This is a genomic window from Nocardia sp. Marseille-Q1738 (genome assembly GCF_965283145.1).
Window position 1 is genome coordinate 112231 of record NZ_CBDIMS010000005.1, and the last position, 22619, is coordinate 134849.

General features: G+C 67.2%; 22 protein-coding genes. 16 read left to right on the forward strand and 6 right to left on the reverse strand.

The features are described 5' to 3' along the window. Positions 1 to 215: 215 nt before the first annotated feature. The gene (locus ACWPXK_RS19995; RefSeq protein ID WP_454197673.1) at positions 216 to 374 is read left to right on the forward strand and encodes a hypothetical protein; all 159 of its coding nucleotides are present in this window, start codon (positions 216 to 218) and stop codon (positions 372 to 374) included. A gap of 24 nt (positions 375 to 398) precedes the next feature. Here the strand turns inward: ACWPXK_RS19995 and ACWPXK_RS20000 are convergent, their stop codons facing one another. Continuing rightward, complete coding sequence (locus ACWPXK_RS20000; RefSeq protein WP_454197674.1) at positions 399 to 1655, reverse strand: TetR/AcrR family transcriptional regulator; 1257 nt, start codon at positions 1653 to 1655, stop codon at positions 399 to 401. Between the two features lie 267 nt (positions 1656 to 1922). Here ACWPXK_RS20000 and ACWPXK_RS20005 point away from each other — a divergent pair, with 267 nt between their 5' ends. Beyond that, positions 1923 to 2195 carry a LuxR C-terminal-related transcriptional regulator gene (locus ACWPXK_RS20005; RefSeq protein WP_454197675.1) on the forward strand — a complete coding sequence of 91 codons (273 nt, stop codon included), beginning with the start codon at positions 1923 to 1925 and terminating at the stop codon, positions 2193 to 2195. A gap of 9 nt (positions 2196 to 2204) precedes the next feature. Here ACWPXK_RS20005 and ACWPXK_RS20010 read toward each other — a convergent pair whose 3' ends face one another. Then, the gene (locus tag ACWPXK_RS20010) at positions 2205 to 2639 is read right to left on the reverse strand and encodes a hypothetical protein (RefSeq protein ID WP_454197676.1); all 435 of its coding nucleotides are present in this window, start codon (positions 2637 to 2639) and stop codon (positions 2205 to 2207) included. Positions 2640 to 2953: 314 nt separating this feature from the next. Here ACWPXK_RS20010 and ACWPXK_RS20015 point away from each other — a divergent pair, with 314 nt between their 5' ends. After that, a complete protein-coding gene (locus ACWPXK_RS20015; protein ID WP_454197677.1) occupies positions 2954 to 3424 on the forward strand; it encodes a hypothetical protein in 471 nt (156 codons plus the stop codon). A 201-nt stretch (positions 3425 to 3625) separates the two neighbouring features. Continuing rightward, positions 3626 to 6349, forward strand: a complete 2724-nt coding sequence (locus tag ACWPXK_RS20020; RefSeq protein ID WP_454197678.1) for a hypothetical protein — start codon at positions 3626 to 3628, stop codon at positions 6347 to 6349. Here the strand turns inward: ACWPXK_RS20020 and ACWPXK_RS20025 are convergent. After that, positions 6328 to 7803: an MFS transporter gene (locus tag ACWPXK_RS20025; protein WP_454197679.1), complete on the reverse strand. Its 1476-nt coding sequence runs from the start codon at positions 7801 to 7803 to the stop codon at positions 6328 to 6330. The genes ACWPXK_RS20020 and ACWPXK_RS20025 overlap by 22 nt on opposite strands. 116 nt (positions 7804 to 7919) lie before the next feature. On the opposite strand from ACWPXK_RS20025, the gene ACWPXK_RS20030 reads away from it, so the two are divergent. After that, positions 7920 to 8057, forward strand: coding sequence for a hypothetical protein (locus tag ACWPXK_RS20030; protein WP_454197680.1), 138 nt, complete (start codon positions 7920 to 7922; stop codon positions 8055 to 8057). 4 nt (positions 8058 to 8061) lie between these two features. On the opposite strand, the gene ACWPXK_RS20035 is transcribed toward ACWPXK_RS20030, so the two are convergent. Beyond that, positions 8062 to 8940: a LysR substrate-binding domain-containing protein gene (locus tag ACWPXK_RS20035; RefSeq protein ID WP_454197681.1), complete on the reverse strand. Its 879-nt coding sequence runs from the start codon at positions 8938 to 8940 to the stop codon at positions 8062 to 8064. Between the two features lie 70 nt (positions 8941 to 9010). Here ACWPXK_RS20035 and dapA point away from each other — a divergent pair, with 70 nt between their 5' ends. After that, a complete protein-coding gene (dapA, locus tag ACWPXK_RS20040; RefSeq protein ID WP_454197682.1) occupies positions 9011 to 9913 on the forward strand; it encodes a 4-hydroxy-tetrahydrodipicolinate synthase in 903 nt (300 codons plus the stop codon). A gap of 32 nt (positions 9914 to 9945) precedes the next feature. Further along, positions 9946 to 11484 (forward strand): DHA2 family efflux MFS transporter permease subunit, encoded by a 1539-nt coding sequence (locus tag ACWPXK_RS20045; protein ID WP_454197683.1) that lies wholly within the window; start codon positions 9946 to 9948, stop codon positions 11482 to 11484. Between the two features lie 191 nt (positions 11485 to 11675). Here ACWPXK_RS20045 and ACWPXK_RS20050 read toward each other — a convergent pair whose 3' ends face one another. Next, the gene (locus ACWPXK_RS20050; protein WP_454197684.1) at positions 11676 to 12107 is read right to left on the reverse strand and encodes a type II toxin-antitoxin system Rv0910 family toxin; all 432 of its coding nucleotides are present in this window, start codon (positions 12105 to 12107) and stop codon (positions 11676 to 11678) included. 434 nt (positions 12108 to 12541) lie between these two features. Between ACWPXK_RS20050 and ACWPXK_RS20055 the strand changes: the two genes are divergently transcribed. From ACWPXK_RS20055 to ACWPXK_RS20095, 9 genes are all read left to right on the forward strand, one after another. Then, positions 12542 to 13909 (forward strand): sensor histidine kinase, encoded by a 1368-nt coding sequence (locus ACWPXK_RS20055; RefSeq protein WP_454197685.1) that lies wholly within the window; start codon positions 12542 to 12544, stop codon positions 13907 to 13909. Continuing rightward, positions 13909 to 14334 (forward strand): roadblock/LC7 domain-containing protein, encoded by a 426-nt coding sequence (locus tag ACWPXK_RS20060; protein WP_454197686.1) that lies wholly within the window; start codon positions 13909 to 13911, stop codon positions 14332 to 14334. The genes ACWPXK_RS20055 and ACWPXK_RS20060 overlap by 1 nt, the downstream gene beginning before the upstream one ends. Before the next feature lie 73 nt (positions 14335 to 14407). After that, positions 14408 to 14758 (forward strand): DUF742 domain-containing protein, encoded by a 351-nt coding sequence (locus ACWPXK_RS20065; RefSeq protein WP_039805398.1) that lies wholly within the window; start codon positions 14408 to 14410, stop codon positions 14756 to 14758. Next, positions 14733 to 15338 (forward strand): GTP-binding protein, encoded by a 606-nt coding sequence (locus ACWPXK_RS20070; RefSeq protein ID WP_195130218.1) that lies wholly within the window; start codon positions 14733 to 14735, stop codon positions 15336 to 15338. The genes ACWPXK_RS20065 and ACWPXK_RS20070 overlap by 26 nt, the downstream gene beginning before the upstream one ends. Before the next feature lie 35 nt (positions 15339 to 15373). Then, entirely contained in the window at positions 15374 to 16612 is a 1239-nt protein-coding gene (locus ACWPXK_RS20075; RefSeq protein ID WP_454197985.1) for a cytochrome P450, read from the forward strand. 12 nt (positions 16613 to 16624) lie between these two features. Then, positions 16625 to 17854 (forward strand): cytochrome P450 family protein, encoded by a 1230-nt coding sequence (locus tag ACWPXK_RS20080; protein WP_454197687.1) that lies wholly within the window; start codon positions 16625 to 16627, stop codon positions 17852 to 17854. Between the two features lie 157 nt (positions 17855 to 18011). Continuing rightward, positions 18012 to 19310 (forward strand): cytochrome P450, encoded by a 1299-nt coding sequence (locus tag ACWPXK_RS20085; RefSeq protein WP_454197688.1) that lies wholly within the window; start codon positions 18012 to 18014, stop codon positions 19308 to 19310. Positions 19311 to 19507: 197 nt separating this feature from the next. After that, a complete protein-coding gene (locus ACWPXK_RS20090; RefSeq protein WP_454197689.1) occupies positions 19508 to 20773 on the forward strand; it encodes a cytochrome P450 in 1266 nt (421 codons plus the stop codon). A 10-nt stretch (positions 20774 to 20783) separates the two neighbouring features. Continuing rightward, the gene (locus ACWPXK_RS20095) at positions 20784 to 22013 is read left to right on the forward strand and encodes a cytochrome P450 family protein (protein ID WP_454197690.1); all 1230 of its coding nucleotides are present in this window, start codon (positions 20784 to 20786) and stop codon (positions 22011 to 22013) included. On the opposite strand, the gene ACWPXK_RS20100 is transcribed toward ACWPXK_RS20095, so the two are convergent. Further along, positions 22010 to 22414, reverse strand: coding sequence for a hypothetical protein (locus tag ACWPXK_RS20100; protein ID WP_454197691.1), 405 nt, complete (start codon positions 22412 to 22414; stop codon positions 22010 to 22012). The genes ACWPXK_RS20095 and ACWPXK_RS20100 overlap by 4 nt on opposite strands. Between the last annotated feature and the right edge of the window lie 205 nt (positions 22415 to 22619).

The following is a 22619-nucleotide window of genomic DNA, read 5'->3' on the forward strand; positions in this document are numbered from 1 at the left end:
CGCCGCGGGCCGAAAACCGTAAAGATCAGTTCGTTCTGCGTTCCGCGTGGTATTGGTGGTATATATCGGACCGACAGCGTGGTCGTCCGACCCACGGGCGAGGAACCTGCGCTGCTCGACGACCAGCCGATTCGAAGCGATTCGTCGCGAACCACCGGCGCCGCGCGAACACGAGGGCCCTCCGCACCTACAGCTCAGCGCAGAGGAACGTCATCGTGATCGAGAAACCCAAAGCGCACGTCGCAGACGACGACGATCGAGATCGAATCGTGTGGCCCGACCCCAGCCCATTGAGCGGTTGGTGGGCCGAGGTCATGGCCCATCGCCGCAGCACCCGCCCGCAAATCTCCACCCCGGACCCGAGCCGCAACTGACGGGCGCGACCCTGAATGCGCTGTTCAGCGGGCTGCCGACGCATTGGCCAGTCCATCGAGCGTCAATCTGAAGACGAAAGACGCGTTCTCTTCCGGACTGGCCGCCCGACGAGTGAAGCAACGCAGTAGCAGCGCGTTGGTCAGCAGGTCGGCAAGGTCCGCGGCGGGCTGGTCGTCGGCGAACGTGCCGTCGCGCTGTCCGTGTTCGATCACGGGAACCAGCAGGGCGGGAAAGTTCAACTCGCGTTGCACCGAAATGAGTCCGTCCGGCTCTGCGTACGTGTCGTGGGCGACGAGCGCCACCAGCGCGTCCATGAACGCACGTTCGTCGGCGACCAGGCGCGCGAAACGCCGGAAATGGTGCTCCACAACGGAGACGACGTCCTGGTCCAGCGCGATGTCGTCGGCGATGCCTCGGCCCAGCTTCTCGTGGGCCGGCTCGAGCGCGTCCACGATGACGTGCGCCTTGGTCGGGAAGATTCGCAGGGCCGCGTCCAGCGGAACGCCTGCCTCGGCGGCGATCACGGCGATGCTCGCCATGAAGTAGCCGCGTTTGGTGAATTCGTTCCTGGCCGCGGTCAGCAGGGCGGCCCGCGGCTCGTTCGGCAGGCTCGACGGATCGCTGCGGGGAGCCTCGATCGCCGTCATCGCGTCGTCGATGTGCCCGTGCCGTTGCGCACTGTCGACGGCCACGTTGAGCACCGCCAGGATGGCGTCGGCGACCAGTTCGGCCGTCACCGCCTCCGGTTCGGCGCGGTGGCGCATGAGGAAGCCATCCAGCACAGCGGTCAGCACGACGCAGAAACTCTTGACGGTGAGCGGCTTTCGCAACGTCGCGCCGCTGTGGGCGAAGAGAACCTCGAAGATCTGCAGAATCAGTTCGTCGCCGCGGTGATAGGAGGAGCGCATCGTCCGCGCCGTCCGCGGGTCGGTCGGGCCGAGCGCCGTCGCCAGCAGCCTGCGGGTGCCGGCCGCGTTGTCGAAGACCTGGTCGAAATGTTCGTGCACCAGCATGCGCAGCGCCCGTCGCCGGTCGCCGCCCGCGGCAGCCAAGGCCACGCGCACGTGCGTTCTGATGTCGGTGGGCAGCCCAGGCGCGGTATCGACCAGGTGGTCGAGTACCGCCGCGAGATACCGCGATTTCGTGGCGAACTTCCGGTAGAACGTGGCATGCGAACAGTTCGCGAGATTGATCACGTCCTCGCTGCGTAGGCCGCCGTCGAGAAGCTTGCCGGGTTGCTCGATCATGAGTTTCAGTCCGGTCTGCACGAGCTCGATCACGGCATGGTCGTCGGTGGAAATCGGCTACTCCTTGCCCCTGCTATGCCCCTGCGTCGCGGCACGGAACGCGACCTGTCGATGAGTTGATCCGGTCGCACGGCCACGCCGTTACGGCGTCGGTTGAGACTCTTCGCTCTCATCCGAGTCCCGGTGGTCCGGCGCGCGGAGTGACCTGGCGTACCGCCAGCGATTACATAGTGAACATCCATCGAATTGCCTTGTACGAGTCGGGGACTCGGCATCAGTAAAAGAAGAAATGGAGACCCCATGGGTGTCCCAGCCGATTGCCACCACGAGGCGGTTCGTCGTCCCGAGCGCCCGCCGCTCAGTCGTCGCGAGGTCGAAGTCCTCCTGGCCTGGTTCGAGTGCGATTCGAAAACGGAAGTCGGCCGCCGCCTTTATATTTCGCTCGGCACGGTCAATACGCACCTGTCTCGTATCCGCGACAAGTACGCCGCGGTCGGCCGACCGGCCCCGACGAAGGCCGCGCTGGTGGCGCGAGCCCTGCAGGACGAGCTCGTCGGCATCGATCAATTGTGAGCCGAGACCTCATTCCGCGTCGTTCGCGGCCCGGCGGCACAGCCGGGCCGCGACGTCGGCCGCGGTGAGTGTCGCCGACGTGGTGGCCGCGAGGAATTCGGCCCAGGAGGTCTCTCGATCGGCAGCATTTGCCGAACCGCTTGTCGCACAGTGGAATTGTACTGAGGCATGCGCTCCATTCAGCTCGAAGACGACGTCCACCGAGATCCGGTGGTGGGTGACCACGCGAAACGCGGCGATCGGATGCCCGGCGTGGTGCCTGGAGCGTGCGGTGTCGATGGCGAGGTCCCGCATGCGGGGTCTGCCGATGCCGACGACGTTGCCGTAACGCCATCGCCGTGACGACGCGAATCCTGGCTGTTCGGCCGCCGCGTGCACGGCGAGGATCAGCTCGCTCAGGGCCGAGGCGGAGACCGTTATCGAACAGACTTCCTGACGAGTCATGACTTCACGCCTTCCGTCCAGCCGACGGCATTGGGACTCCGCACGTTTCAGCGACGATCGCTCGCCCTGCGATGCCTCGAGTCGATGCGAAGTGTTGCCACGGAGGTTAGACCGCGGACCGGTGCGGCGGTATCGGTCGATCAGGGGATAGCCGACGACTCGTGCGAATCCGGATGAATCCAGCCCATTTTCGCATTGATGGTCGATCATTCGAATGACATTCCGAATGGGGCGGCGGTGCTACGTTCGATTCCGCGGGTTCGGTGGAAGCGCTGGATGCAGGGCCCCCGTCTTCGGCCGTCCCAGTGGGGAGCATGGTAGTGGAAATATTCGTCTTCGCGGTGGTCGTCGGTGTCGTCGGCTTGCTCGCCGCTTTTTCGGTCGGATTCGAGACAGGACTTGTTTTCATCGGTATCTATCTGGTGTTCCTGGTGGTCGGCGGATGGGCGCTGACGTTCTCGGCCAGGCGGCATCTCGTCATGGTGGTGCCCGCGCCGGTCGGCGTGGTCGGCGCCGCGGTCCAGCAGCACTTCGCGGGTGCCGGCTGGCGCGCCGTGAAGGGCGAAGGAGCGTTCAATTACCAGTCGCGGGGGATCGGTCTGGGCGCCTATGGGACCGAAAATCCCGTCCTGTCGATCGAGTTGGAGGATCTGCACGACGGCACCACCGGCGTCGAGGTGTGGATGTCGGAATGGATGAGCCGAATCGGCATCGCGGCATCGGTTGACCGCGTCGTGTCCAAGAAGTGGTGGCTGGCACGGAAGCTCGCTGAATATCGGCCATGACGAAAACCACTGTGCCGGGGGCGGGTAGGAGCAGGAACATAATCGGAATGTCGGATGACCAGTACGTTTATGCAGTGTGGATCGTCTATGCGCCAGGGTGCCAACAGCTTTGGCGTCTGCTTCAATAGATCGTCACATTCGGCGGAGGACGCGGGGGCGTTTATGTCCGGCATCAGAGGAGTCTCCTTCCAGGGAGTCGTTGTGCTCGAAGACTTGCTGCGCTTGTTGGTGCCACGGCCGCCGCGCGGCGAACGGATGTTGCCGATGGTGGGTCTATCCGGTGATCTCGCCAATGTCGAGGCCTGCCTGGAGATGTTCGCCGGAGCACTCGGCAGCGCGGTGCACGTGAGCGTCGACGCGGCGAATCTCGCACCCTTGCCCGACGGCAGCTCCGTGGCGGAGGACACGGCGCCAGGGTTGACGACATTGCGCCAACTGCTCTACAGCCTCTGCAAGGGTTTGTCCGCGGATCGCTTCGGACGGTTGCGCCCGTTGCCCTTTCGGCGCTACCGGTTGGCCGAATGGCTGATGGCGCGCAAACTCGACTCCGATAACGAGCTCGACCAGCTGGCGAAGCTGCTGCGCGAAAACCTGGGCCGATGGGGCGAGGAGCTGCTCGGTGAAGCGCACTCCTCGGGGGTAGGACCGCTACACCGCATGCTGTTGGGGGTGTTGCGGCTCGTGTTGCCGACGGCGGTGTTCCGGGCGCGTACCAGCGGACGCATTCCGGGCGTCGGGCGCGAGTTCCGCTGGTTCATGCGTCAGCAGTATCTGGCGCCGGAGCAATCGAGTCAGTTCGTCGGGTTCGCCCACCGGCTCACCGAGCGCGCCCGCAAGGAAGAGCACGCGGAGCAACTGGCCAAACTGCTGGTACATGCCTTTCTCGAGGATCTGCGGGTGGCCTACCGCCGCCGGTGGTGGAGCATCGGCGCGGCGCGGCGAACCACCTATCCCGTCGTCGTCCTGCGCGCTGTCGACGCCGAAGTCGGTCCACGCCTGCTGGACCTGATCAACGACGTCCGCAACGAAACCGGCAAGGACGACCCGCTGCTGGTGCTGATCGGCACTCGGACCCCGCCGGAGGGCGAACGGGCGGAACCGGCCTATGACCTGCGGCGGTGGTACGAGCTCTGGCTGGAGCAGCTGCCGGTCGCGCGGCAGCGTCAGCGACCGCGGGCCTGGCAGCTGTGGTTCACGGTGCCCGGCACCGGAGCCGACGATCGCACGCCGGCCCCGTTCCGGCGGATACCAGCGCCCACACCGCCATGGTGGGCGCGCCGGGGCAAGCCGGTGAGCGTCGGACTGCTGGTGGTGTTGATCGCGGTGGCCGCGGGCGGGTTCGCGGTATGGCGGCCATGGCATACGGACACGCCCGCGTGCGGCACCGGCGACGCCGTGCGGTGGGTGCGAGTCGTGCCCGGCGAGGAGGGCAACTGCATCGGTTTCAGCGCTTACGATCCCGATGATCCGGCCACCGGCGGTCGCGGCTTCCTGTTCGCCGGCGATGAGCCGGGCAGTCGCCGCCTGGTGGAAGTGCAGCGGCGGGTGTACCGGCAGAATCTGCGCGCCGAGCAGTTGGCCCGTGCGCAGCCGACCCGGCCGCTGTTCACCCTCGTCTATTTCGGCCAGCTCACCGGTGTTCCGGGCGATTACCCGGCGCAGAGCGAGGACATCGAGGGACTCGCGCTCGCCCAGTACCACGCGCTCCAATCGGTGACGCCGTCGGCGGAGGTCACGCCGGACACGGTCCCGCTGATCCGGCTGTTGCTGGCCAATACCGGTCCGGCCAACCTGCAGGGCCAACAGGTCGTCGAGCTGCTCGCCCCGCTGATCCGCGCCGAGCCCGGCATCGTCGGGGCGATCGGACTCGATCAGAGCCGTACCGCCACACTGGCCATGATCAACGCGCTGACCGGGCTCGGCGTGCCGATGGTGGCGCCTAGTCTGTCGGCCGACGAGATGGTGCGGTCCTCGCCGTTGTATTTCCAGATCGCCCCGCCGAACTACGAGATCGCCGACATGATCAGGCAGTATCTGAACTCCCTTCCGGGGTTGGCCGGGCGTGGGGTGCGGATCTACCACCGTCCCGATCCGACCGATCTCTATACCGAGAACATGGCCGCGGACCTGCACATCCTCGCCGAAGACGGGCGTGCGATCTGGGACGGGTCGTGGGACCTGCGCGACGCGTTCGTCAACGCGGACAACACGGACGCGTGCGATGAGGTGCTGTTCTTCGCCGGCCGGGATTCGGAGTTTCCCGATTTCCTGCAGAGCCTCAACAAAGCCTGCGGCGACCAGCGCGTCATGTTGATCGCGGATGATTCGGTGAACCGGTTCATGGCCAGCGCGGAGCGGCGCCGGGCGGCCAACAGCGCACGCCCGCTCGTCTACGTGGCCAAAGCCAGCCTGGTCACCTGCCGGAACAAAGGTCAGGGATTCCGCAGCCGCGTCGAGTTCTACAACCTCGCCACCACCGTGGATCCGGAGATCCCGAGTTGGAACGCCTGCGCCGAAACGGACAAGCCCTTGGGTGAACGGGTTCAGTTGCATCCGCTGGGCGAGCGCGTCGCGTTGACCTATGACGCGGTCGGATTGTTCGTGCGGGCCGTGCAGGCATTGGCCCCCGCCGTCTCCGGCGTCTGGACCGAACCGATCCCGATCAGCCCGGCCGCGGTATGGGCCGCGCTGCGTGATCTGCCGCGTCAACCGGTGATCGAATCCAGCAGCGGCGTGCTGGATTTCTCGGTCAGCCAGGGCCCGTACGCGGGGCGGGTGGCGCAGGACAAGTGGGTCGGCCTGCTCAGTGTGGAGCAGATCTGGGATCCCTCGGCCACCGCCGAGCCCGTGATGATCTACGGCTGCGGCCGGGCCACCGCGACCGACACCACGCAGTGCCGTCCCTACCCGCTGGGCGGCGGCTGAGCGGCGGGCGTGCGGGCCGGCTCGTGGGTCGCGCTGAGCGGCTCGGCCAGTTCCTCCAGCGATCGCCGTTCGGCACGCACCCCGTACGCCAGCTCGACCAGCCCCGCGGCGAACATGGCGAGCGCGCCGATGGTGAACGCCAGCGCGGTCTTGCCGGGGTCGCCCTCGTCGGACAGTTCGGCGAACACCAGCGGTCCCGCGACGCCGCCCGCGACGGTCCCGATCGCGTAGAAGAAGGCGATGGCCATCGCCCTGGTCTCCATCGGAAAGATCTCGCTGACGGTCAGATAGGCCGCGCTCGCGCCGCACGAGGCGACGAACAGCACGGCGGTCCAGCACGCGGTGAGCGTCACGGCGGACAACTGGCCCGCCGCGAAAAGCCATGCGGTGCCCAGCAGGAGCACGGCGGAACCGAGGTAGCTGCCCGCGATCATCGGTTTGCGGCCGACCGTGTCGAAAAGTTTGCCCAGCAATAGCGGCCCGAGGAAGTTGCCGAAACAGAGGACGGCGAAGTAGTAGCCGACCCGGTGGTCGGGAACGCCGAACGCTCTGGACAGGATGAGCGCGTAGTTGAACGTGATGGCGTTGTAGAGGAACGCCTGTCCGATGAACAGCGCCAGTCCGAGCGCGCTGCGGCGCGGATAATGCCGCACCATCACCGCCGCGATCTCGCGGAAGGAGATGGCGCGCCGCTGCCGGATCACGAGCCGCTGATCGGAGACATCGTCCAACGCCGCGCCGGTGTCGGCGCGGACCTGCTGTTCGATCGCGGCGACGGTCCGCTCCGCGTCGTCCTCGTGGCCGTGGATGAACATCCAGCGCGGGCTTTCCGGAACATGCCTGCGTACCACCAGGATGACCAGCCCGAATACGGCGCCGAGCGCGAACGTCAAGCGCCAGCCCACATTCGGCGCGAACAGGTCGGTGTTCAGCGCGACGATGGACAGCAGCGCACCGCCGACCGCGCCGAGCCAGTAGGTGCCGTTGACGACGATGTCGACGCGTCCGCGGTAGTGCCGCGGAATCAGCTCGTCGATCGCGGAGTTGATCGCCGCGTATTCGCCGCCGATGCCGAAGCCGGTCAGGAAGCGGAAGATCACGAACCACCACATCGAAAACGACAGTGCCGTCAGCGCGGTCGCGCAGAGGTACACCGCGAGGGTGACCAGGAAGAGCTTCTTGCGGCCGAATCTGTCGGTGAGCCAACCGAAGAACAGCGCGCCGGAGCCCGCGCCCGCGACGTACATCGCCGCGGCGACGCCGGAAACCTGTGCCGCCGTGATGTCCAGGCCGCTGCCCGGATCCGACAACCGGCTGGCCACGCTGCCGACGACGGTCACCTCGAGCCCGTCGAGGATCCATACCGACCCGAGCCCGATCACGATCATCCAGTGCCAGCGCGACCACGGCAGACGATCCAGCCTGGCCGGGATATCGGTCGATATGGTCCGCATGGATCACCCCTTCGGAAGACTGACGACCGGTTACCCGGAGCCGCCCCGGCCAACCGCGCCGGTGGGTTGGGCTCGGACCATTCGAATGGAACGTGTTCTAGAAAGTGGCCGGGCCGATGAAGACGATCTTTGCGCTGTGGGGCGCCCGTGACCTGCTGGCGCGCCGCGTCGGCCGGCTGATGACCAGCGTGGCGGCCTTCGGCGGCGACCGGAACCTGGACGTCGTGCCCACCAGTCGATACCGGCTGCGGTGACAGCTCAACGGCCGGACGAACGTCCCGCCGATTCGCGCAGCGCCACCCGTGCGGCGCGCACTGCGGGATGGTTGCCAGTGCCGCGTCGATAGGCCAGGCGGGTTCGTCGCCGCGTCGGCAGCGGGCTGAGTGCGACGCCGGCCGGGCATTCCCGAGCGCCGAGTTCGGGGACCAATGCAACGCCCTGTGCCGCGGCGACCAGCGCGAGCACGGTGCCGAAGTCGTCGGCATGGTGGCGGATGCGTGGGGTGAATCCGGCCGCCTCGCAGGCGCGCACCGTCATCGTGTGGCACAGCGTGCCGGGAGTGCTTGCGATCCACGGGCTTTCGCGGTAAGCGGCGAGTGGCTCCGTGGAACGGGCGGCGAGATAGACGATCTCTTCGAACAGTGGCTCGGTGTGCAGGGCGGGGTCGGCGGCGACCGGCACGTAGTCGTACTCCTGCACCAGCGCGACATCCAGCGTCTCGGCTCGCAGCGCGTCGGGTGCGAGCGCCGGATCCAGTTCGGTCACCCGCAGTTCCAGCCGGGGATGCGCGGTGCTCAGGGCGACGAGTGCGGAAGAGAGGATGGTCCGCACCGCGGTGGGGAATGCTCCGATGCGCAGCGTTCCGGTCAACTCCGTATGGGTCGTGGCCAGCTCGGCGGTGGCCTGCTCGAGCACCGCGAGAATCGTCTCCGTGTGCTCGACCAGGGCCAGGGCCGTCGGGGTCAGCGTCACCCGGCGGCCGGTACGCGCCAGGAGCGGCACGCCCGCCTCGCGTTCCAGCGCGGCGAGTTGCTGCGAGACGGCCGACGGCGTGTAGGCGAATGCCTCCGCGACCGCGGCGATGGTCTCGCGGTGCGCGAGTTCCCGCAGCAGGCGCAGCTTGCGGATATCGAGCATAAGTTGAGCTTAGGTTCAGCGATAGAAACGTGAACTGGATCTGACGTATTGGCGCGGTCAGGCTGGTGGCATGACGCTCGCAGGTCTCTTCGTTCCTTTGATCACGCCGTTCACCGCGGACGGCGCGCTGGCCGCCGACGCTCTGGAGCGACTCGCCCACGAGGTGCTCGCCTACGGTGCGACCGGCATCGTCGCGCTCGGCACCACCGGGGAACCGGCGACGCTGACGGACGCCGAACGCGCGCAGGTGATCGCCATCTGCGCGCGGGTCTGCCGGGAGCACGGCGACGCGCCGCTGATCGTCGGCGCGGGATCGAACTCCACGGCGGGTTCGGTCGATGCTGTCGCGCGGCTCGACGCCGGCAGCACCGCGGCGCTCACCGTGGTCCCGTACTACACGCGGCCCTCCGAAGCCGGTGTGCTGGAACATTTCCGCAGACTCGCCGCCGCCAGTCCGGTGCCGCTGATCGTCTACCACATCCCGTACCGGACCGGGCTCGCGCTCGGCGCGGACACCCTGCTCGCGCTCGCCGATCTGCCGAACGTGATCGGCCTCAAACACGCCGTCGGCGCCATCGACGACCCCACCATCACGCTGATGAGTGCGCGTCCGGCCGACTTCGCGGTGCTGGCGGGCGATGACCGCTTCGCGGCACCGCTGCTGGCTCTCGGCGCCTCCGGCGCGATCACGGCCTCGGCGGCCGTGCACACCGCATCGTTCGCCGCCCTGGTCGACGCGTGGCGCGCCGGACCGGTCGAGGCGGCCCGGCTGCTCGGCAACCAGCTCGCGCCCTTGTCGGCCGCGCTGTTCGCCGAACCCAATCCGACTGTCATCAAAGCGGTACTCGCGGCGCAGGGCCGCATTCCGAGTCCAGCGGTCCGATTGCCCCTGCTGCCGGCGAGCGACGGCGCGACACGAGCCGCCTTGACGGCGATCGCGGAATTCTCGGCATCGGGAACGCCGAATCGGTAGTGCGAACGTCGGGAAGCTGCCACGCTGAAGCGGTGACACAACCTCCGGATATCAAGGGGGCCGGGACCGGCCCGGCGGCCGACAAACTGGACGTGGCCGTCTTCAAGGTCGCGGGCGTGGTCGTGCTCGGCGCGATCATGTCGATTCTCGACATCACCGTCGTCACCGTCGCGATCCCGACTTTCCAACACGAGTTCGACACCAGCTACGCCATCGCGGCGTGGACGATGACCGGCTACACCCTCGCGTTGGCCACCGTGATTCCGTTGACCGGGTGGGCGGCGGACCGGTTCGGCACCAAGCGTCTCTACATCATGGCGCTGACCTTCTTCGTGCTCGGCTCGGTGCTGTGCAGCACGGCGTGGAACATCGAGTCGCTCATCGCCTTTCGTGTGATCCAGGGCATCGGCGGCGGCATGCTGATGCCGCTGGGCATGACGATCATGACGCACGCGGCCGGTCCGCAGCGGATCGGCCGCGTGATGGCGGTGCTCGGCGTGCCGATGCTGCTCGGCCCGATCGGCGGCCCGATCCTGGGCGGCTGGCTGATCGAGAACTTCAGCTGGCACTGGATCTTCCTGATCAACCTGCCGATCGGCGTGGTCGCGCTGGCGCTGGCGGTCATCGTCTTCCCCGGGGACAAGCCGGAGCCGTCGGAGTCGTTCGACTTCGTCGGCATGCTGCTGGCCTCGCCCGGTCTGGCGTTGTTCCTGTTCGGCGTCTCCTCCATCCCCGAGGAGGGGACGGTCATCGCGGCGAAGGTGCTGGTTCCCGCCGCCATCGGCGTGCTGCTGATGGTCGCGTTCGTGTTCCACGCGCTGCGCACCGAGCATCCGCTGATCGATCTGCACCTGTTCGGCGACCGCGCGCTGACCTTCGCGGTGCTCACCATGGTGCTGTTCGCGATCGCGTTCTTCGGCGCGGGTCTGCTGCTGCCGACCTATCTGCAGCAGGTGCGCGGTGAATCGGCGCTGCAAGCCGGTCTGCTGATCGCGCCGCAGGGCATCGGCGCGATGCTCACCATGCCGGTCGCCGGTCGCCTGGTGGACAAGATCGGCCCCGGCAAGATCGTGCTCTTCGGCATCACGCTGATCGCGATCGGGACCTCCTATTTCGTCCAGCTCGACGCGGACAGCTCCTACCTGCCGATGATCGCCGCCCTGTTCGTGATGGGCCTCGGCATGGGCTGCACGATGATGCCGATCATGACCGCGGCCATCCAGACCCTGACCCACCAGCAGGTAGCGCGCGGCTCGACGCTGATGAACATCGTCAACCAGACCGCCGGTTCCATCGGCACGGCGACGATGTCGGTGGTGCTCACCAACCTGCTGAACAATGAACCGCTCGCCCGTCCGGCGATCGCGGCGACCTTCGATCCCACGCTGGCGGACCAACTTCCGCCGGGTACGGTGGAAACCGGTCTCCAGCAGGCGGCGCACGCGTTCAGCCAAACCTACGTGGTGGCGCTGGTGCTGATCGTGCTCACCTTGGTCCCGGCGTTCTTCCTGCCGCGGACCAAGCCGACGAATCCGGAGGTCGCCGAGGCGGCCACCACGGTGCACGCGTAGCTCCAAGGAGCCCGAGATCGCCTGTTCGGCAGGCGATCTCGGGACGCATGTGGCGAAGCGTTCCCGGCATCGGGCGGCAGGTCGGCCAGCTCGAGTCTTGCGCCGCAAGCTTGTTCGGCCGGACTCGAGAGAGCGATCGAAATCGGGCTCGGCAATACCTGTTCGTTATAGCAAAATTCGATTAATGGTCGTCAGGCGTAAAGGGCGATGAAACGGTCGAGGGATCGTTGGATATCCCCTTTGACGGCACGGGCGACGCCCGCGCCGATCGGGCCGAACAGCGGTGGGCCGCCGAGTTCGACGTCGACGGTGACCTCCGAACCCGAGCCTTTCGGGGTGACGAGCAGTTGCAGGCCCAGCTTGGTGCCGCCCTTGCCCGCGCCGGTCAGTTGTAGCCGGCGTGGCGGCTCGGCGGCTCGCACGGTCCAGGTCACCCGGTTGCGCAGGCCCTTCACGGACGCGATGCCGACCAGTCGGGTGCCGACGGTCAATTCGGCGGGGACATCGCCGCGCCACGCTTCGTGCATGGTCAGCCACTTGTCGAGTTCGGCGAGGTTGGACGTGTGCGACCAGGCCTCCGCGGGGGAGATCGGGACGTCGACCGAGACCTTCAGCTTTGCCATGGGCGCATGGTATCCGGTACCGGTGGTCCGCCCTTATCGGTGAAGCCGTGTTCTGGTGATCGAGTTACACGGCAGCCCAACATTGTTGCGCATCTATGTCGCGATCAGCGGCACCTATCGTCCCAGTTGGGGGAATCCGAAAAGTGTCGGCGGGATCGGCAGAGACTTTGTTGGAATGCTGCTAATGTGCGGATGGTCGGGTTCTGGTAACCGTTCGGACACGATTCGAGCGGTCGGCGATTGACGTGTAATCGCCTGTCCTGCGGGCACTGTGCGGTAGGCGCTCGAGTGAGCGCCGGTGTCGACGTGGGGCTCCGGGGCTCCGACGCGGACTCAACCGACCGGTCCGTCCATGGTCGGCAGGCGAGGGAAGGCGAGCGAAGCAGGATGGCAGAGGGCCGACTCCTCGAGACCAGTCAACGACGAAAGAACTGATGAATCAAGATATCGCCGTGGTGCTTTCATGGATCCTCGCCGTCGCTTTGGTGATCGCCGTAGCGGGGGCGTTGTACGCAGTGCAGTATGCCAAGGCTCAGCGGGTCAGGGTCGAGGCCCTGACCAGAGAACAGCGCGCGACGGAGGACACGCTGGAACGATTCGCCGCCACCACGCTACCCGCGGTGGCCGAGTCGATCCGCCGGTTCGAGTCGCAGGTGCCGCCGGTAGAAGTCCAGGCGGGCATGGAGAATTCGCGACTGGCGCAATGCCTGCGCTGGATTTCCGAGCGATACGCCGACGATCTGAGCCTGATGCGCTCGGAGACCAGGGAACAGACCAACACCGAAGCGCAGCAAGCGATCAAAGCCGCCGAGGAGACCGCGCGTAACGAGGTCGCCGCAGCGTCGCGCCAGGCGTCCAGCGCCGCGGTCCGCTCGTTCGGTACCTCCGTGGTCAGCCTCGGCGCCGACGTCAGCCAGGTGGTGAGCGCCGCGCTGCGCGAGCACCGCGATGACCAGGTGTACGAAACCCTTACCCGCATCGACCACACCGTGCAGCAGATGATCCGTCAGGCGCAGTCCTACGTGATCGTCTGTGGTGGCCTGCCCGGCCGTCGCTGGCCCGCGCAGACGCTGACCGACGTGATCGGTGGCGCCATCGGCCGCGTTCGCGAATACCTGCGCGTGCGGCCGGCCCAGCTGGACCGCGTCGTGATCAGCCGTGCGGTGGAACCGCTCGTGCACACGCTGGCGACCTTGCTCGACAACGCGTTGCGGTATTCCCCGCCGACTTCCTACGTGGACGTCAGCTTCCAGGAGGGCCACCACGGCGTCACCGTGATCATCGATGACGCCGGCGTGCGGATGAACGCCGAGCAAATGGAAGAGGCCCGCCAAGTGCTCGCGCACGAGCGGCCCGTCGACATCCACCAGCTCGGCCCGTCGCCGAAGGTCGGCTTCCCGGGTATCGCCGCGCTGGCGCGCCGCTACGGCTTCACCGTCTACATCGACGGCCCGAACGTGTACGGCGGCATGCGCGCGATGGTCTACATCCCGGAGTCGCTGCTGGTCGCCCCGCAGAACGTCCAGGAGGTCGCACCCGTGACGGAGGCACAACCCGACCCGGTCACGGTTCCGGCTCCGGACGCGCCGAGCGAGCAGTCCGGCGAGGACGAGTCGCTCGCGGTCAGCGAGATCACCACTGGCGGCCTGCCGAAGCGACGCCGTCGAACGGTCGCGTTGGCCCCGGTCGGGCCACGCACCGAACCTGGTCTCGCTCGCCCCGAGATCGCCGCAGCTTGGCAGACGGGTTCCAAGAGCGGCCGCGCCGCCGCATCCGATGACACGGAAGGGATGACATCCTGATGGCCACACCCGTGACCGACAGCAGCAACAAACTGGGCTGGCTACTCGAAGATCTCAATGTCTCCGGGGTCAGATTCGCGGTATTGCTGTCCGAGGACGGCCTGCGGATCGCGCACTCCTCGGGCATTACCCGGGACGAGGCGGAGCGCTTCGCCGCCGCCGCCTCCGGCCTGCGCTCGCTCGGCAAGGCGCTGGGCGAGTTCTGCGGTGATGCCACCAACGGCGTGCGGCAGAACATGACCGAGTACGACCAGGGAATGATCCTCATCACCGCCGCAGGGGAGGGCGCGCTGCTCGGCGTCGCGACCACCAACGACATCGATGTGGCCCTCATCGCGCACCGGATGAACGAGCTGGCCGGCCGGGTCGGACGCGAGCTGGGCAGCCAGCCGCGCAGGCGTGTAGACGGCGGCGAAATGTCATGATCGAGTGCGGCGAGCGAGTCACAGGCACCGCGCCGCTGGGCATTACGGACCCGAATAACCACGAGGCACCGTCATGAGCAAGCCACGGCGCGATCCGGACCTGGTCCGGGCTTACGTGCGCACCGGAGGACGTACCCGTCCCACTCGCGAGCTGGACCTGGTCACTTTGGTCCTGACCGCCAAAGATCCACTCCCCGGCGCGTCGCCCGACGCGCGCCGGGTCATGGCCCTGTGCAGCCGTCGGGGTGCGCTGTCGATCGCCGAGATCGCCGCGTACCTCGACCTGCCGCCATCCGTCGTCAAGATCGTCGCGTCCGACCTCATGGACGGCGGACATCTGGTCACCCCCACCCCGGCCGAGTCCCTGCCGGAGATCGCTCTGCTGGAGGAGGTACTCAATGGGCTCCGTGCTCTCGCCGTCTGATCGCGCCGTCGACTATGTGCCCGAGACCGTGACGCGCTCGGTGAAACTGTTGGTCGCGGGCAACTTCGGTGTCGGCAAGACGACGTTCGTGAGCAGCGTCTCGGAGATCAAGCCGCTGCGCACGGAGGAGACCATCACCGAAGCCAGTGTCGGCGTCGACGACATGGCCGGGTTGCCCGGCAAGTCGCAGACGACCGTCGCGATGGACTTCGGCCGTATCACCCTCAGCCCCAAACTCGCGCTCTACCTGTTCGGCACCCCGGGCCAGCAGCGTTTCGTCCCCTTGTGGGAGGAGCTGGCCCGAGGTGCCCTCGGTGCCCTCGTGCTGGTCGACACCCGCCGCATCGAGAAGTCCGACGAGGTGCTCTCGGTGCTCGAAGAACGCGGTGTCCCGTATTCGGTGGCGGTCAACCAGTTCGAAGGCGCACGGCATTACCCGCTCGACGAGGTGCGCGATGCCCTCGACCTGGAACCCGGCACGCCGCTGACGTCGCTGGACGCGCGTGACCGGGGCACGTGCCTGCGTTCGCTGATCACGCTAGTCGAATTCTTGTTCCATCGTTTGGAGTCTCGTCTTTGACCACGCCCCAGTCCTCGTCCACGCTCACCAGCCATATGGCCGCGGGCGGCTGCCCGGTCGTCGCGCACGGATCGCCGATCGACACCGATGGTCCCCGCATTCCGCTGTACTCGGAGGAATTCGCGGCCGATCCGCACGGGATCTACCGGGACATGCGCAGACGTCACGGCTCGCTGGTGCCGATCGAGCTGTCACCCGGTGTACCGGCCACGCTGGTGATCGGATACCAGGACGCCCTGCGGATCCTCAACGACCCCGAGCATTTTCCGGCCGATCCGCGCACCTGGCAGAAGAACATTCCCGAGGACTCGCCCATCCGCCCCATGATGGAGTGGTACCCGAACGCGCTGCGCAACAGCGGGGCGGCACATGCCCGCTATCGGGGTGCGTACACCGCCAGCATCGACGCCATCGACCTGCACGAGGTGCACGCGACGGTCGAGCGCATCGCCATCCCGCTGATCAACTCCTTCTGCCAGGCCGGATCCGCCGACCTGGTCACGCAATACGCGTTCCCGCTCGTCTTCGAAGTGCTCAACCGGATGGTGGGCTGCTCGGCGGAGCTGGGTCAGCGCGTCGCGACCGGCATGGCGATGCTCTTCGACACGGTCGAAGCCGCCAAGGGTATGCAGATGCTCTCGGAGGCGCTGATGGAGCTGGTCCACCTGCGCCGTGCGGATCCCGGCGACGATGTCACCTCACGACTGGTCCATCACCCGGCCGGCCTCGACGACGTGGAAATGCTGTCGCAGCTGATCAGCCTCTACGGCGCGGGAATAGAACCGCAGCAGAACCTGATCACCAACACGCTGCTGCTGATGCTCACCGACGACCGGTTCGGCGGCGAGATTCTCGGTGGCAGCCTGTCGACGCGCGACGCGCTCGACGAGGTGCTGTTCAACGACCCGCCGATGGCGAACTTCTGCATCACCTACCCGCGCCAGCCCATCCTCATCGCCGACACCTGGCTGCCCGCCCATCAGCCGGTGCTGGTCAGTCTCGCGGCCTGCAACAACGATCCGGCGATCCACGGCGGGGATCGCTCCGGTAATCGCTCCCATCTGGCGTGGGCGGTGGGACCGCACGCCTGTCCCGCGAAGTCCGTGGCGTCCGTGGTCGTCCAGGAAGCCATTGATCAGCTCCTCGATGCTCTCCCCGAAATGCGGTTGGCCGTGCCCGCCGACCAAGTGGTCTGGCGGCCCGGCCCGTTCCACCGGGCGCTGGCGGCCTTGCCGGTCGTTTTCCCCGCGTCCCCTCCGTTGAACCTGGTGTAAGGAGAGCGTCCGATGTCGCAAGAACCGATTGTCCTGGACCTCACCGGATCCGATATCCAAGGCGAGTCCGCGCGGCTGCGCGAACGTGGGCCGGTTGCTCTGGTGGAGCTACCCGGCAGGGTGCCCGCGTGGTCGGTCACCGACGCCGTCGTGCTGAAGAGCCTGCTGGCCGACCCGCGCGTGTCGAAGGACCCACGCCAGCACTGGGCGGCCTTCATGAACGGTGAGATCACCCAGGAGTGGCCGCTGCACCCGTGGGTGGCGGTGGACAACATGTTCACCGCGTACGGCTCCGATCATCGGCGGCTGCGGAAGCTGGTCGCGCCCGCGTTCACGCATCGGCGCACCATGGCCATGCGTCCGCGCATCGAGGCGATCACCGAAAGCCTGCTCGACCAGCTGGCCGCGACCCCGCCGGGGGAGTCGGTCGACCTGCGCGAGGGCTACGCCTACCCGGTACCGATCCAGGTCATCACGGAACTGATGGGTGTGCCCGATCACCTCGGGCCCGCCGTGCGGACCTGTGTCGACGGGTTCTTCGACACCTCGTTCGGGCCGGAGCAGGCCCAGGCGAACTATCTCGAAATGTACCGGCTCATGAGCGAACTCGTGGCGTACCGGCGGGAGACCCCCGGCGAGGACATCACGAGCGTGCTGATCAGCACCCGTGACGAGGACGACGGTTCGCGGCTGACCGAGAAGGAACTCGTCGACACGCTGATGCTGGTCATCAACGCCGGGCACGAGACCACGGTGAACCTGCTCGACCAGGCCATCTTCGCGCTGCTGACCCGTGCGGACCAGCGCGCCGACGTGGTCGGGGGCCGGGTCGCCTGGTCCGACGTGGTGGAGGAGGCGCTGCGTTTCGAGGCGCCGGTCGCGCATCTGCCGCTGCGGTATGCCGTCGACGACATCGAGATCGCCGGTATCCGTATTCCCAAGGGCGAGGCGATTCTCGCCTCCTACGCGGCGGCGAACCGTGATCCGAAGGTGCACGGCCCGACGGCCGACCAGTTCGACGTGCGGCGCTCGGGCAAGGATCACTTGGCCTTCGGTTACGGCGCGCACCACTGCCTGGGTGCGCCGCTGGCCCGGATGGAAGCCGAGATCGCGCTGCCCGCCATCTTCCGGCGCTTCCCGGACATGCGCTTGGCGGTCGACCCGTCCGAAGTCGGCACCGTACTCAGTTTCATCTCCAACGGACACTCCGAACTGCCGGTCTTGCTGGCGGCGGAGAACTAGCCCCGCACTGGCTGGCGTCAATACGCACCGCGACAACGAACTTCGCTGACATGGCGAATGCCCGTATCGACCACCTCGACGCACGTGACCGAGGCACGTGCCGCGCGCTTTTGACCATGCTCGTCGAACGTTCTGTCCCCGTTTTGGAGTCACGTTTTTGACCACGCCACAGTTCTCGCCGCACACTTCGGCAGCCGCGAACGGCTGCCCTGTCCAGCACGGTTCGCCGATCGACACCGACGGGCCGCGCGTCGCCCTGTACTCGGACGAATTCGCCGCGGACCCGCACCGTGTCTACCGCGAGATGCGCAGCAGGTACGGGCCGCTGGTGCCGGTGGAACTGGCGCCCGGCGTACCGGCGACGCTGGTCGTCGGCTACCACACCGCGCTGCGGATCCTGAACGACCCCGACCACTTTCCGGCCGATTCGCGCACCTGGCAGGCGACGGTGCCCAGTGACTGCCCGGTTCTGCCGATGCTGGAGTGGCGTCCGGCCGCGATCCGCACCACGGGCCCGGCGCACACCCGCTACCGGCAGGCCACCGTCGCGGGCATCGAAGAGATCGACCTGTTCGGTCTGCGCGGCACGGTCGAGCAGATCGCTGTTCCGCTGATCAACACCTTCTGCGGGGCTGGTTCGGCCGACCTGGTCGCGCAGTACGCGTTCCCGCTGGCCTTCGCGGTGATCAACGCCATGCTCGGTTGCCCGCCGGACATCGGGCAGCGGGCGGCGATGGGCATGGCCGCGATGTTCGAAGGTATCGAGGCCGAGCAGGGTAACGCGATGTTCGCTTCGGCGATGGCGGACCTGGTCGCGCTCAAGCGAACTCAGCCCGGCGACGACATCGTCACGGGGCTGTTGCGGCACCCGGCCGGGCTCGACGACGACGAGATGATCCACCAGGTGCTGTGCGTGTACGGTGCCGGTATCGAGCCCACGAAGAACCTGATCATCAACACCCTGCGGCTGATGCTCACCGACCAGCGATTCGCGGGCGGCATTCTCGGTGGCAGCCTCTCCACCCGCGACGCGTTGGACGAGGTGTTGTTCACCGATCCGCCGCTCTCGAACTACTGCGTCACCTTCCCGCGGCAGCCGATTCTGATCGACGGTGTCTGGCTACCGGCACACCAGCCCGTGGTCGTCAGCATGACCGCCTGCAACAACGACCCCCAGATCAACACGGGTGCGTACACCGACAACCGAGCGCACCTCGCCTGGAGTGTCGGTCCGCACGCCTGCCCGGCCAGGTCGGTGGCCTATCTGATCGTCCAGGACGCCATCGATCAGTTGCTCGATGCCCTGCCCGAGATGCGGCTCGCGGTCGCGGCCGAGGAGCTGGCCTGGCGGCCGGGTCCGTTCCAACGGGCGCTGGCCGCGCTCCCGGTCGTCTTTCCGCCATCCCCTCCGTTGAACGTATTCCCGGATCATCCTCGAGGACCATCGGCGTCATAGCCTCGATCCGCTCGGCGGGGGGCCACCGCACACCGATTCAGAAGGGAGGCAACGCCCAGGGGCGTGTACATCGAGGTACGCGCCGATCGACCTGGCACCCCGATACGCCTCAACCGAGTCGACGTCCGTGACCGGAGCGCGTGCCCGCATGCTCGACCGCGGTCGTCGACTGTCTGTTCGTTTCTGGAGTTACCTTCGTGACCACGCCACACTTCCCGCCGCCCGTCTCCCCGACGAGCGGTTGCCCTGTCCAGCACGGTTCGCCGATCGACACCGATGGGCCCCGCTACGCCCTGTATTCGGAGGAGTACGCCGCGGATCCCCATCGGGCCTACCGCGAAATGCGCCGCAAATACGGTCCACTCGTTCCGGTCGAGCTGGCGCCGAATGTGCCCGCCACCTTGGTGATCGGCTACCACACGGCGCTGCGTATCCTCAACGACCCCGAGCACTTTCCGGCCGACCCGCGCACCTGGCAGAAGGGCGTTCCCGGCGAGTGCCCGATCCTGCCGATGCTGGAGTGGCGGCCGAACGCGTTGCGCAGCGCTGGCCTGGAACACCTGCGCTACCGGCAGGCGAACGTGGCGAGTATCGCGGAGATCGATCTGCACGCTCTGCACAGCACGGTCGAGCGGATCGCCATCCCGCTGATCAACGCCTTCTGCCAGGACGGCGCCGCGGATCTGATCAGCCAGTACGCCTTCCCGCTCACTTTCGCGGTGCTCAACGCCATGCTCGGCTGCCCGCCGGAGATCGGGCAGCAGGTGGCGACCGGCATGGCCGCCATCTTCGAAGGCGTCAACGCGGACAAGGGCAACGCCATGCTCACCGACGCGCTGTTCGAGCTGGTGCAGATGAAGCGGAAGGAACCGGGCGACGACGTCACGTCTCGGTTGCTGCGGCACTCCGCGGGCCTGGACGACGTGGAGATGATCCACCAGCTGGTCACCTTGTACGGCGCGGGCATCGAGCCGCAGCAGAACCTGATCGTCAACACCCTGCGGGTGATGCTCACCGACGACCGGTTCGCGGGAGACTTCCTCGGCGGAAGCCTTTCGACTCGCGACGCCCTCGACGAGGTCTTGTTCAACGACCCGCCGATGCACAACTACTGCGTCAGCTATCCGAAGCAGCCGGTCCTCATCGACGGCGTATGGTTGCCCGCGCACCAACCGGTCTTGATCAGCATGGCGGGCTGCAACAACGACCCGGCGATCGGGATCGGCGACCGCGTCGACAGCCGCGCGCATTTGTCCTGGAGTGTCGGACCGCATGCCTGCCCCGCCCGGTCGGCCGCCTATCTGGTGGTGCAAGACGCGATTGATCAACTCCTCGATGCACTGCCCGAGCTGAGATTGGCCGTCGCGCCGAGCCAATTGACCTGGCGGCCCGGTCCTTTCCACCGCGCCCTGGTGTCCCTACCTGTCGTCTTCCCGAAATCCCCTCCGTTGACCGTGCTTTAAAGGAGACCCGATGGACACACAGCCCCTAGTACTCGACCCGGCGGGCACCGATATCCAGGGCGAGTCCGCTCGAATCCGTGCGGGTGGACCGGTCACCCTCGTCGAACTGCCCGGCGGCGTGCGTGCGTGGTCGGTGACCGACGCCGGCCTGCTCAAGCGCCTGCTGGCCGACCAGCGGGTATCGAAAGACGCCAGGCAGCACTGGCCGGCGTTCATCAACGGGGAGATACCGCAGGACTGGCCACTGTTCCTGTGGGTGGCGGTGAACAACATGTTCACCGCGTACGGCGCCGATCATCGCAGGCTGCGCAAACTGGTCGCGCCCGCGTTCACCCATCGCCGCACCCAGGCGATGCGTCCGATGATCGAGCAGATCACCGCGAATCTGCTGGCAGAGCTCGCGGCCACCCCCGCGGGTGAACCGGTGGACCTGCGTGAGCGTTTCGCCTACCCGCTGCCGATCCAAGTGATCAGCGCGCTGATGGGTGTTCCGGAAGCCCTGAACGCCGGTCTGCGCAAGTGCATCGACGGCATCTTCGACACCTCGCTCGGCCCGGAGGAGTCCCAGGCCAACTACATGGAGATGTACCGGATCCTCGGGGAACTCGTCACCTACCGGCGCGAGACGCCCGGTGACGACATGACCAGCCTGCTGATCTCACACCGCGACGAGGACGACGGTTCGCAGCTGACCGAACAGGAGTTGATCGACACGCTGCTGCTCGTCATCAGCGCGGGGCACGAAACCACCGTGAACCTGCTCGACCAGGCCATCTTCGCGCTGCTGACCCACGAGGACCAGCGCGCCCAGGTGACCGACGGCGCTGCGGCCTGGACCGACCTGATCGAGGAGGCGCTGCGCTTCGAGGCGCCGGTGGCGCACCTGCCGCTGCGGTTCGCCGCCGACGACATCGAGATCGACGGGATCCGGATCGCCAAGGGCGAGCCGATTCTCGCCTCGTACGCCGCGGCCAACCGTGATCCGAAGCTGCACGGCGCGACCGCCGACGACTTCGACGTGCGCAGGCCCACCAAGGAGCACTTGGCTTTCGGCTACGGGGCGCATCATTGCCTGGGCGCTCCGCTGGCCCGGCTGGAAGCCGAGATCGCGCTGCCCGGCATCTTCCAGCGCTTCCCGAGGATGAGGCTGGCCGCCGACCCGGCCGAACTCGGCAGCGTACCCAGCTTCATCTCCAACGGCCACGCGAGGCTCCCGGTCTACCTGGAGCCTGCGGACTAGCCCAGGCTGGTGCCGACGTGCCCGCGGACCAGCCCCGGGCACGTCAGCGCACGGCCTCGGCTCTGCCGGTCTTGCGCGCACGGGCGAGTCCGCGGCGCGCGAGAAAACCACTGGCGAGCAACAGGATCGTCTTGTTCGGCGGCGCCGTGAACCCGGCGGCGGTGTGCGCCGCGTACACCGCCGCCGAGTCGGAAACCTCGCAGCCCGATCGGCGCCACCGCCGCCACCACCGCGCCGCCCGCGGGCGTCAGGTACGCCACCGCGCAGGTCAGGTCGCCGCCGAGCACCTCGTCCACCTCGTCCGGCCAAGGTGACCGCCATGAGCGGAGTTCACTGCGCGCGTCCGATCGCGCCCCGGGAATCGTCGTCGCCGGACACTGCTGTTCGAGGAACCGAGTCATGTGGCACCGCATCGGTTCGGAACGCCGAGCTGGATCGGCCGCGTCATGGACAGTCGGCCCGGTCGCCACGACAATGGCCTTCGTGCCCGACACCAGAACGCGTTCAGCGGACGGCGTGCGCCATCTTGTTCCGCGGGGTATCGACAGGGTCGGGGTATGTGGGAAACGCCGTGGGTGTGGGGTTGTGCCCCGGTAAGCGCAGGTG

Excerpts from the sequence above, each read along its gene's own strand:
- ACWPXK_RS20005 (WP_454197675.1), top strand. The coding sequence starts at position 1,923 with ATGGGTGTCCCAGCCGATTGCCACCACGAGGCGGTTCGTCGTCCCGAG.
- ACWPXK_RS20010 (WP_454197676.1), bottom strand. The coding sequence starts at position 2,639 with ATGACTCGTCAGGAAGTCTGTTCGATAACGGTCTCCGCCTCGGCCCTG.
- ACWPXK_RS20015 (WP_454197677.1), top strand. The coding sequence starts at position 2,954 with ATGGTAGTGGAAATATTCGTCTTCGCGGTGGTCGTCGGTGTCGTCGGC.
- ACWPXK_RS20025 (WP_454197679.1), bottom strand. The coding sequence starts at position 7,803 with ATGCGGACCATATCGACCGATATCCCGGCCAGGCTGGATCGTCTGCCG.
- ACWPXK_RS20030 (WP_454197680.1), top strand. The coding sequence starts at position 7,920 with ATGAAGACGATCTTTGCGCTGTGGGGCGCCCGTGACCTGCTGGCGCGC.
- ACWPXK_RS20035 (WP_454197681.1), bottom strand. The coding sequence starts at position 8,940 with ATGCTCGATATCCGCAAGCTGCGCCTGCTGCGGGAACTCGCGCACCGC.
- dapA (WP_454197682.1), top strand. The coding sequence starts at position 9,011 with ATGACGCTCGCAGGTCTCTTCGTTCCTTTGATCACGCCGTTCACCGCG.
- ACWPXK_RS20050 (WP_454197684.1), bottom strand. The coding sequence starts at position 12,107 with ATGGCAAAGCTGAAGGTCTCGGTCGACGTCCCGATCTCCCCCGCGGAG.
- ACWPXK_RS20055 (WP_454197685.1), top strand. The coding sequence starts at position 12,542 with ATGAATCAAGATATCGCCGTGGTGCTTTCATGGATCCTCGCCGTCGCT.
- ACWPXK_RS20060 (WP_454197686.1), top strand. The coding sequence starts at position 13,909 with ATGGCCACACCCGTGACCGACAGCAGCAACAAACTGGGCTGGCTACTC.
- ACWPXK_RS20065 (WP_039805398.1), top strand. The coding sequence starts at position 14,408 with ATGAGCAAGCCACGGCGCGATCCGGACCTGGTCCGGGCTTACGTGCGC.
- ACWPXK_RS20070 (WP_195130218.1), top strand. The coding sequence starts at position 14,733 with ATGGGCTCCGTGCTCTCGCCGTCTGATCGCGCCGTCGACTATGTGCCC.
- ACWPXK_RS20075 (WP_454197985.1), top strand. The coding sequence starts at position 15,374 with ATGGCCGCGGGCGGCTGCCCGGTCGTCGCGCACGGATCGCCGATCGAC.
- ACWPXK_RS20080 (WP_454197687.1), top strand. The coding sequence starts at position 16,625 with ATGTCGCAAGAACCGATTGTCCTGGACCTCACCGGATCCGATATCCAA.
- ACWPXK_RS20095 (WP_454197690.1), top strand. The coding sequence starts at position 20,784 with ATGGACACACAGCCCCTAGTACTCGACCCGGCGGGCACCGATATCCAG.
- ACWPXK_RS20100 (WP_454197691.1), bottom strand. The coding sequence starts at position 22,414 with ATGACTCGGTTCCTCGAACAGCAGTGTCCGGCGACGACGATTCCCGGG.